This is a genomic window from Sphingomonas sp. CCH9-F2, from assembly GCF_001556735.1.
Taxonomy (GTDB): Bacteria; Pseudomonadota; Alphaproteobacteria; order Sphingomonadales; family Sphingomonadaceae; genus Sphingomonas; species Sphingomonas ginsenosidimutans.
Genome location: NZ_LSJO01000397.1, coordinates 1 through 9710, shown reverse-complemented (window position 1 = coordinate 9710; position 9710 = coordinate 1). Strand labels below are relative to the sequence as shown.

General features: G+C 67.3%; 10 protein-coding genes and 2 pseudogenes. 6 read left to right on the top strand and 6 right to left on the bottom strand.

The window, feature by feature from the left end; genetic code table 11:
• Positions 1 to 237: 237 nt before the first annotated feature.
• From AX685_RS11555 to AX685_RS11575, 5 genes are all read right to left on the bottom strand, one after another.
• Positions 238 to 873, bottom strand: a complete 636-nt coding sequence (locus AX685_RS11555) for a CoA transferase subunit B (RefSeq protein WP_066488818.1) — start codon at positions 871 to 873, stop codon at positions 238 to 240.
• Positions 873 to 1844, bottom strand: coding sequence for a 5'-nucleotidase, lipoprotein e(P4) family (locus AX685_RS11560; RefSeq protein ID WP_066488820.1), 972 nt, complete (start codon positions 1842 to 1844; stop codon positions 873 to 875). Before AX685_RS11560 ends, AX685_RS11555 begins: the two co-directional genes overlap by 1 nt.
• The gene (locus tag AX685_RS11565; protein ID WP_066488822.1) at positions 1844 to 2554 is read right to left on the bottom strand and encodes a CoA transferase subunit A; all 711 of its coding nucleotides are present in this window, start codon (positions 2552 to 2554) and stop codon (positions 1844 to 1846) included. Before AX685_RS11565 ends, AX685_RS11560 begins: the two co-directional genes overlap by 1 nt.
• Positions 2555 to 2638: 84 nt before the next feature.
• Positions 2639 to 3289, bottom strand: coding sequence for an HAD-IA family hydrolase (locus AX685_RS11570; RefSeq protein WP_066488827.1), 651 nt, complete (start codon positions 3287 to 3289; stop codon positions 2639 to 2641).
• Between the two features lie 34 nt (positions 3290 to 3323).
• The gene (locus AX685_RS11575) at positions 3324 to 4244 is read right to left on the bottom strand and encodes an SMP-30/gluconolactonase/LRE family protein (protein WP_066488830.1); all 921 of its coding nucleotides are present in this window, start codon (positions 4242 to 4244) and stop codon (positions 3324 to 3326) included.
• 89 nt (positions 4245 to 4333) lie between these two features.
• Between AX685_RS11575 and AX685_RS23520 the strand changes: the two are divergent.
• Positions 4334 to 4636: pseudogene (locus tag AX685_RS23520) on the top strand (thiamine pyrophosphate-binding protein); the annotation flags it as partial.
• Between the two features lie 213 nt (positions 4637 to 4849).
• On the opposite strand, the pseudogene AX685_RS21035 reads toward AX685_RS23520, so the two are convergent.
• Positions 4850 to 5377: pseudogene (locus tag AX685_RS21035) on the bottom strand (thiamine pyrophosphate-binding protein); the annotation flags it as partial.
• An 89-nt stretch (positions 5378 to 5466) separates the two neighbouring features.
• Between AX685_RS21035 and AX685_RS11585 the strand changes: the two are divergent.
• The 5 genes from AX685_RS11585 to AX685_RS11605 all read left to right on the top strand — a co-directional run bounded on the left by AX685_RS11585 (position 5467) and on the right by AX685_RS11605 (position 9473).
• On the top strand, positions 5467 to 6387 hold the full coding sequence (locus tag AX685_RS11585; RefSeq protein WP_066488830.1) for an SMP-30/gluconolactonase/LRE family protein: 921 nt from the start codon (positions 5467 to 5469) through the stop codon (positions 6385 to 6387).
• 34 nt (positions 6388 to 6421) lie between these two features.
• Complete coding sequence (locus AX685_RS11590; protein WP_066488827.1) at positions 6422 to 7072, top strand: HAD-IA family hydrolase; 651 nt, start codon at positions 6422 to 6424, stop codon at positions 7070 to 7072.
• Positions 7073 to 7156: 84 nt separating this feature from the next.
• The gene (locus AX685_RS11595; protein ID WP_066488822.1) at positions 7157 to 7867 is read left to right on the top strand and encodes a CoA transferase subunit A; all 711 of its coding nucleotides are present in this window, start codon (positions 7157 to 7159) and stop codon (positions 7865 to 7867) included.
• Positions 7867 to 8838 (top strand): 5'-nucleotidase, lipoprotein e(P4) family, encoded by a 972-nt coding sequence (locus tag AX685_RS11600; protein WP_066488820.1) that lies wholly within the window; start codon positions 7867 to 7869, stop codon positions 8836 to 8838. Before AX685_RS11595 ends, AX685_RS11600 begins: the two co-directional genes overlap by 1 nt.
• Positions 8838 to 9473, top strand: a complete 636-nt coding sequence (locus tag AX685_RS11605; protein WP_066488818.1) for a CoA transferase subunit B — start codon at positions 8838 to 8840, stop codon at positions 9471 to 9473. Before AX685_RS11600 ends, AX685_RS11605 begins: the two co-directional genes overlap by 1 nt.
• Positions 9474 to 9710: the final 237 nt, after the last annotated feature.

Genomic DNA, 9710 nt, shown 5'->3' with positions numbered 1-9710 from the left:
GTGCCGCCCCGCCCCCGGCCATACCGGCCCGGCGCAGCAGCTGGCGACGATCGAGAACCTGCGGCATCTGTAATTTCCCGAAAAACGCGCCCGCAATCGCCGGCAGCGACGCGCATGTAGAATGACGGGAAGATGACGGCCAGAGGCGTCGCATCACGCCGGATGAGAGGTACTTACCCGAACGCCAAACCGTTCGCCCCTCTCACGAACGGTCGAAGGCGATCGACCGACCCGCCATCACGCCAGATAATCGGCCGTCGTCTTGGCGCGCACTTCGTCCGCGGTGACCCCCGGCGCCAGTTCGATCAGGCGGAACGGCGACTGGTGATCCGGCCGCTGGAACACCGCCAGGTCGGTGACGATCATGTCCACCACGTTGCGCCCGGTCAGCGGCAGCGTGCATTCGGGGATGAACTTCGGGCTGCCGTCCTTGGCGCTATGTTCCATAACGACGATGATCTTCTTGACCCCCGCGACCAGGTCCATCGCGCCGCCCATGCCCTTGATCATCTTGCCGGGGATCATCCAGTTGGCGATGTCGCCGTTCTGCGCCACTTCCATCGCGCCCAGCACGGTCAGGTCGATGTGGCCGCCGCGGATCATCGCGAAGCTCTGCTCCGATCCGAAATAGGCGCTTTGCGGTAGTTCGCTGATCGTCTGCTTGCCCGCATTGATCAGGTCGGCATCCACCTCGTCGTCATAGGGGAACGGGCCGATGCCCAGCATCCCGTTCTCCGACTGCAGCGTGACCGTCATCCCCTCGGGAATGTTGTTCGCCACCAGCGTCGGGATGCCGATGCCCAGGTTTACGTAATAGCCGTCGCGCAGTTCCTTCGCCGCGCGTGCCGCCATGCCGTTGCGATCCCAGCCCATCACTTCGCTCCTCCGGCGGGAACGCCATCGTCCCAACGCCTGTCCTTCGGAAATGTCTCGTCCCACCCGGTGCCCAGCCCGGTGCCATAGACGGGATTGGGCAGCACGAACCAGCCCGCCCCCCATTTCGCCCTGATCGCATCGACACTGGCCAGCGCGCGGCGTCCCAGCGCGGGCGCCGGGCCGGGCGGGTTGAACAGGTCGGCGAAATCGCCCAGCTGGTCCCCCGCCATCGCCAGCACGCAGTAACGCGCCGCGATCGCCTGCCGCCGCCCGTCCTTGCCCGATGCGCCGTCGACATCGCCCTTCAGGAACAGCGTCTCGCCGTGCGTGAAGTCGCCCAGTCCGGCGTTCTTCAGCGCGCGGGCGGTATCGGCGGCGTGGGCGGCGGAGCGGTTGGTGTTGATGACCATCGTCACGCCCAGCGCACGCAGCCCGCGGAACGCGGCGACCGCACCGGGCAGCGGCGACACCTTGTCCGCGCCGCCTTGTTCCCAGCGATCCCACCGCTTCGGATCGTACCCCTGCCCGGTGCGCGCGTCGTGATATTCGTAGCCCAGGTTCAGGACGACCGTCTCGTCCATGTCCAGCACCACCGCGGGCGGCAGGGTCCCGCAGGGCAGCATGTCCACCATCCCGGCGGTCGCGCCGGGCGCCAGCACCGCCGATCGCGGCCAGCGCGGCATCGTTCCCGCCGCGCGCTGGCTGGGCAGGCGGCCGCGCGCATCGCGCGCCTTGTCCAGCACGCCGCGCACGTAAGCGACCATGCCGTTATACGCCTGCTCCGACAGCGCCGCCGCCTCGGCCGATCCGTACAGATACGCCATGCCCGGCGGCACCAGATCGCCCGGCTTCTGCGCCTGTGTCAGCATGGTCACCGATGGCGGCTGCGGATCGGCGGGCGGCAGGGCGCGCGTCGCGCATCCTGCTAGCAGCGCCGCGACACCGATCAGACCAGCGGCCGCCCGCATCACGCCGCCTCGGGCCGCGGGCGCGTCATGCGGAATTCGATCTTCTTGTCGTACGGCGCGCCGACGATCATCCGCTTCACGTAGATGCCGGGCAGATGGATGTGATCGGGGTCCAGGCTACCGACCGGGACCACCTCCTCCACCTCCGCGACGCAGATCTTGCCCGCGGTCGCCATCGGCTGGTTGAAGTTGCGTGCGGTCTTGCGGAAGATCAGGTTCCCGCTCTCGTCCGCCTTCCAGCCCTTGATGATCGACAGATCGGCGCGGATGCCGCGCTCCAGGATATATTCCTCCCCGTCGAAGGTCTTCACTTCCTTACCCTCGGCCACCAGCGTGCCGACGCCGGTCTTGGTGTAGAAGCCCGGGATGCCCGCGCCGCCCGCGCGGCACCGCTCCGCCAGCGTGCCCTGCGGGCAGAATTCCACCTCCAGCTCGCCCGCCAGATACTGGCGTTCGAACTCCTTGTTCTCGCCGACGTAGCTGGAGATCATCTTCTTCACCTGCCGCGTGCGCAGCAGCTTGCCCAGCCCCTCGCCGTCGATCCCGGCGTTGTTGCTGGCGATCGTCAGGCCCGTGGTGCCCGCCGCCTGGATCGCGTCGATCAGCCGTTCCGGGATGCCGCACAGCCCAAACCCGCCGGCGCAGATCGTCATCCCGTCGAACAGCAGGCCGTCGAGCGCCGCCGCGGCATCCGGATAGAGCTTCTTCACGCGCCTCACCCTCCCTAACTGCGGGGCACGACTAGCCGCGCGCCGCGCCCGCCGCAAGCGAAGCTGAACCGACTTTCAACTTCGTCAGAAGTGCCCCGGCGCGATCTCCAGCGCGGCGCACAGTGCGTCCAGCGCCTGCCTTTCTCCCGTCACCTTGATCGCGATCATCCCCAGTCCGGCGGCGGGTTTGCAGTTGATGCCCAGGTCGTCCAGGTACACGCATCGCTCCGGCGCAACGCCCAGCGTCTGGCACATCATCGTGTAGATGCGCGGGTCCGGCTTGCGGATGCCGACCTTGCTTGATTCGATCACATGGTCGAACCGCTCCAGCACCGCCGCCACCGCCGCGGCCTTCTCGATCGTCCGCGCCATTCCCGCCCCCTCGCCCGCAGGAACGTTGTTGGTGATGCAGCCGATCCGGTATCCCTCGCGCTTCAGCCAGTCGAGCGCATGGACCATGCCCGGGCGGATATCCCCCGCCAGCAGCGCCAGCACATCCTCCCCACGCAATTCGTGCCCCAGCGCGCGCGCCTCCTCGGCAAAGGCGCTGTCGAAGCCCGCCGCGTCGATCTCCGCCCGCTCGAACCTGGCCCAGGCATTGTCGTCCGGATTGGTCGCGTTGATCCGCCGCACCAGATCGTGCGGCAACCCGCGTTCGCGCTCCATGCGGTTGAACGCCTCGAACGGGGACGACGTGATGACGCCGCCGAAATCGAAGATCACGGTATCGCGCATTGAAACTCCTTGAGGATCGGTTTGCCCGGCAGGGTCAGTATCGCAGGGTGAGGCCCGGCCGCGCCCAGCGCGTCTTCACCAGTTTCCCGCTGCCGGACAGCGTGATGTACGCATCGCGCATGTCGTCCCCGCCGAAACAGATATTGGTGGTGAAGATGTCGGGTGTGGCGACGAACTCGACCAGCTCTCCGTCGGGCGAGATGACGCTGATCCCGCTTTCCCCGATCGTCGCGACGCAGATGTTGCCGCCCGCCTCCATCCCCAGCGAATCGAAGAACTTGTAGCCCGCGGGGCGGTACAGCGGGATGCCCGGTCCGCCTGGACCGGCGTCGGGCGCGACCTTGCCCGGCGCCGTGACGTTGAACTTCATCAGCCGGCAGGTGTAGGTTTCCGCGGCGTACAGAACGCTGCCGTCCGGCGACAGACCGACGCCATTGGGGTTATTCGACGGGAACACCACTTCCTCGATGAAGCTGCCGTCCGCGTGCGCGTAGAAGATGCCGACGATGTCATGGCAGCGCGCGGCGTAATCGACCTTGCCGTGATCGGTGAACCAGAAACCGCCATGCGCATCGAACACGATATCGTTCGGGCCGCGCAGCGTGACGCCATGGTCGCCGCTCCTGTACAGCACCTCGACCGCGCCGGTTGCGGGGTCGATCCGCTCGATCCGTCCGCCCGAATAGTCCTTCGCGACGCCGTGCGGGGCCAGCATGTCGCCGCTCTGGGCCCAGTCGAACCCGCCGTTGTTGCAGCAATACAGCATTCCGTCCGGCCCCAGTGCGAGGCCATTGGGGCCGCCACCCGGCTCCGCAACGGTCTGTTTGCTGCCATCGGGCCGGATCCGGGTGAGTTTCCCAGACGCGATCTCCACCAGGATAATGCTGCCGTCCGGCATCACCACCGGCCCTTCCGGGAAGCGCAACCCGTCCGCCACCAGCTCGAAGTCGGCCATCACCCTCTCCTCACCTTGTTGTCTTTGCACCACGATCGACCAACCGCCGCCCCTTCGCAAGGCTTGTCGATGCGGCTACACCATGCCGCATGGAGAGCAAACGCACCGGCGGCCATGTTCTGGTCGACAATCTCGTCGCGCAAGGGTGCGACCGGATCTTCACCGTGCCGGGGGAAAGCTTCCTCGCGGTGCTCGATGCCCTGCACGATACGCCCGCGATCGACGTGGTGACGTGCCGCCAGGAAGGCGGCGTCGCCTTCATGGCCTGCGCCGACGGGACGTTGACGCACCGTCCCGGCATCGCCTTCGTCACGCGCGGACCGGGGGCGACCAACGCCGCGATCGGCGTGCATGTCGCGATGCAGGATTCGCAGCCGATGATCCTGTTCATCGGCGACGTCGACGGCGCCACCCGCGACCGCGAGGCGTTTCAGGAGATCGACTTTACCACGATGTTCGCGCCGATCGCCAAATGGGCGGCGCGGATCGACGATGCGCGGCGCATCCCGGAATATGTCGCCCGCGCCTATGCCACCGCAATGAACGGCCGCCCCGGCCCGGTGGTGCTCGCGCTGCCCGAGGATATGTTGCTGGACGAAGTGGCCGCGGTCGACCGCGGCCACTTCGTCCAGCAACATATCCTCGGGCAGCGCGAGCACCACCGGGCCGGGGCGGCCGTTCATTGCGGTGGCATAGGCGCGGGCGACATATTCCGGGATGCGCCGCGCATCGTCGATCCGCGCCGCCCATTTGGCGATCGGCGCGAACATCGTGGTAAAGTCGATCTCCTGAAACGCCTCGCGGTCGCGGGTGGCGCCGTCGACGTCGCCGATGAACAGGATCATCGGCTGCGAATCCTGCATCGCGACATGCACGCCGATCGCGGCGTTGGTCGCCCCCGGTCCGCGCGTGACGAAGGCGATGCCGGGACGGTGCGTCAACGTCCCGTCGGCGCAGGCCATGAAGGCGACGCCGCCTTCCTGGCGGCACGTCACCACGTCGATCGCGGGCGTATCGTGCAGGGCATCGAGCACCGCGAGGAAGCTTTCCCCCGGCACGGTGAAGATCCGGTCGCACCCTTGCGCGACGAGATTGTCGACCAGAACATGGCCGCCGGTGCGTTTGCTCTCCATGCGGCATGGTGTAGCCGCATCGACAAGCCTTGCGAAGGGGCGGCGGTTGGTCGATCGTGGTGCAAAGACAACAAGGTGAGGAGAGGGTGATGGCCGACTTCGAGCTGGTGGCGGACGGGTTGCGCTTCCCGGAAGGGCCGGTGGTGATGCCGGACGGCAGCATTATCCTGGTGGAGATCGCGTCTGGGAAACTCACCCGGATCCGGCCCGATGGCAGCAAACAGACCGTTGCGGAGCCGGGTGGCGGCCCCAATGGCCTCGCACTGGGGCCGGACGGAATGCTGTATTGCTGCAACAACGGCGGGTTCGACTGGGCCCAGAGCGGCGACATGCTGGCCCCGCACGGCGTCGCGAAGGACTATTCGGGCGGACGGATCGAGCGGATCGACCCCGCAACCGGCGCGGTCGAGGTGCTGTACAGGAGCGGCGACCATGGCGTCACGCTGCGCGGCCCGAACGATATCGTGTTCGATGCGCATGGCGGTTTCTGGTTCACCGATCACGGCAAGGTCGATTACGCCGCGCGCTGCCATGACATCGTCGGCATCTTCTACGCGCACGCGGACGGCAGCTTCATCGAGGAAGTGGTGTTCCCGTCGAATAACCCCAATGGCGTCGGTCTGTCGCCGGACGGCAGCGTTCTGTACGCCGCGGAAACCTACACCTGCCGGCTGATGAAGTTCAACGTCACGGCGCCGGGCAAGGTCGCGCCCGACGCCGGTCCAGGCGGACCGGGCATCCCGCTGTACCGCCCCGCGGGCTACAAGTTCTTCGATTCGCTGGGGATGGAGGCGGGCGGCAACATCTGCGTCGCGACGATCGGGGAAAGCGGGATCAGCGTCATCTCGCCCGACGGAGAGCTGGTCGAGTTCGTCGCCACACCCGACATCTTCACCACCAATATCTGTTTCGGCGGGGACGACATGCGCGATGCGTACATCACGCTGTCCGGCAGCGGGAAACTGGTGAAGACGCGCTGGGCGCGGCCGGGCCTCACCCTGCGATACTGACCCTGCCGGGCAAACCGATCCTCAAGGAGTTTCAATGCGCGATACCGTGATCTTCGATTTCGGCGGCGTCATCACGTCGTCCCCGTTCGAGGCGTTCAACCGCATGGAGCGCGAACGCGGGTTGCCGCACGATCTGGTGCGGCGGATCAACGCGACCAATCCGGACGACAATGCCTGGGCCAGGTTCGAGCGGGCGGAGATCGACGCGGCGGGCTTCGACAGCGCCTTTGCCGAGGAGGCGCGCGCGCTGGGGCACGAATTGCGTGGGGAGGATGTGCTGGCGCTGCTGGCGGGGGATATCCGCCCGGGCATGGTCCATGCGCTCGACTGGCTGAAGCGCGAGGGATACCGGATCGGCTGCATCACCAACAACGTTCCTGCGGGCGAGGGGGCGGGAATGGCGCGGACGATCGAGAAGGCCGCGGCGGTGGCGGCGGTGCTGGAGCGGTTCGACCATGTGATCGAATCAAGCAAGGTCGGCATCCGCAAGCCGGACCCGCGCATCTACACGATGATGTGCCAGACGCTGGGCGTTGCGCCGGAGCGATGCGTGTACCTGGACGACCTGGGCATCAACTGCAAACCCGCCGCCGGACTGGGGATGATCGCGATCAAGGTGACGGGAGAAAGGCAGGCGCTGGACGCACTGTGCGCCGCGCTGGAGATCGCGCCGGGGCACTTCTGACGAAGTTGAAAGTCGGTTCAGCTTCGCTTGCGGCGGGCGCGGCGCGCGGCTAGTCGTGCCCCGCAGTTAGGGAGGGTGAGGCGCGTGAAGAAGCTCTATCCGGATGCCGCGGCGGCGCTCGACGGCCTGCTGTTCGACGGGATGACGATCTGCGCCGGCGGGTTTGGGCTGTGCGGCATCCCGGAACGGCTGATCGACGCGATCCAGGCGGCGGGCACCACGGGCCTGACGATCGCCAGCAACAACGCCGGGATCGACGGCGAGGGGCTGGGCAAGCTGCTGCGCACGCGGCAGGTGAAGAAGATGATCTCCAGCTACGTCGGCGAGAACAAGGAGTTCGAACGCCAGTATCTGGCGGGCGAGCTGGAGGTGGAATTCTGCCCGCAGGGCACGCTGGCGGAGCGGTGCCGCGCGGGCGGCGCGGGCATCCCGGGCTTCTACACCAAGACCGGCGTCGGCACGCTGGTGGCCGAGGGTAAGGAAGTGAAGACCTTCGACGGGGAGGAATATATCCTGGAGCGCGGCATCCGCGCCGATCTGTCGATCATCAAGGGCTGGAAGGCGGACGAGAGCGGGAACCTGATCTTCCGCAAGACCGCACGCAACTTCAACCAGCCGATGGCGACCGCGGGCAAGATCTGCGTCGCGGAGGTGGAGGAGGTGGTCCCGGTCGGTAGCCTGGACCCCGATCACATCCATCTGCCCGGCATCTACGTGAAGCGGATGATCGTCGGCGCGCCGTACGACAAGAAGATCGAATTCCGCATGACGCGCCCGCGGCCCGAGGCGGCGTGATGCGGGCGGCCGCTGGTCTGATCGGTGTCGCGGCGCTGCTAGCAGGATGCGCGACGCGCGCCCTGCCGCCCGCCGATCCGCAGCCGCCATCGGTGACCATGCTGACACAGGCGCAGAAGCCGGGCGATCTGGTGCCGCCGGGCATGGCGTATCTGTACGGATCGGCCGAGGCGGCGGCGCTGTCGGAGCAGGCGTATAACGGCATGGTCGCTTACGTGCGCGGCGTGCTGGACAAGGCGCGCGATGCGCGCGGCCGCCTGCCCAGCCAGCGCGCGGCGGGAACGATGCCGCGCTGGCCGCGATCGGCGGTGCTGGCGCCCGGCGCGACCGCCGGGATGGTGGACATGCTGCCCTGCGGGACCCTGCCGCCCGCGGTGGTGCTGGACATGGACGAGACGGTCGTCCTGAACCTGGGCTACGAATATCACGACGCGCGCACCGGGCAGGGGTACGATCCGAAGCGGTGGGATCGCTGGGAACAAGGCGGCGCGGACAAGGTGTCGCCGCTGCCCGGTGCGGTCGCCGCGTTCCGCGGGCTGCGTGCGCTGGGCGTGACGATGGTCATCAACACCAACCGCTCCGCCGCCCACGCCGCCGATACCGCCCGCGCGCTGAAGAACGCCGGACTGGGCGACTTCACGCACGGCGAGACGCTGTTCCTGAAGGGCGATGTCGACGGCGCATCGGGCAAGGACGGGCGGCGGCAGGCGATCGCGGCGCGTTACTGCGTGCTGGCGATGGCGGGGGACCAGCTGGGCGATTTCGCCGACCTGTTCAACCCGCCCGGCCCGGCGCCCGCGCTGGGACGCCGCGCGCTGGCCAGTGTCGATGCGATCAGGGCGAAATGGGGGGCGGGCTGGTTCGTGCTGCCCAATCCCGTCTATGGCACCGGGCTGGGCACCGGGTGGGACGAGACATTTCCGAAGGACAGGCGTTGGGACGATGGCGTTCCCGCCGGAGGAGCGAAGTGATGGGCTGGGATCGCAACGGCATGGCGGCACGCGCGGCGAAGGAACTGCGCGACGGCTATTACGTAAACCTGGGCATCGGCATCCCGACGCTGGTGGCGAACAACATTCCCGAGGGGATGACGGTCACGCTGCAGTCGGAGAACGGGATGCTGGGCATCGGCCCGTTCCCCTATGACGACGAGGTGGATGCCGACCTGATCAATGCGGGCAAGCAGACGATCAGCGAACTACCGCAAAGCGCCTATTTCGGATCGGAGCAGAGCTTCGCGATGATCCGCGGCGGCCACATCGACCTGACCGTGCTGGGCGCGATGGAAGTGGCGCAGAACGGCGACATCGCCAACTGGATGATCCCCGGCAAGATGATCAAGGGCATGGGCGGCGCGATGGACCTGGTCGCGGGGGTCAAGAAGATCATCGTCGTTATGGAACATAGCGCCAAGGACGGCAGCCCGAAGTTCATCCCCGAATGCACGCTGCCGCTGACCGGGCGCAACGTGGTGGACATGATCGTCACCGACCTGGCGGTGTTCCAGCGGCCGGATCACCAGTCGCCGTTCCGCCTGATCGAACTGGCGCCGGGGGTCACCGCGGACGAAGTGCGCGCCAAGACGACGGCCGATTATCTGGCGTGATGGCGGGTCGGTCGATCGCCTTCGACCGTTCGTGAGAGGGGCGAACGGTTTGGCGTTCGGGTAAGTACCTCTCATCCGGCGTGATGCGACGCCTCTGGCCGTCATCTTCCCGTCATTCTACATGCGCGTCGCTGCCGGCGATTGCGGGCGCGTTTTTCGGGAAATTACAGATGCCGCAGGTTCTCGATCGTCGCCAGCTGCTGCGCCGGGCCGGTATGGCCGGGGGCGGGGCGGCAC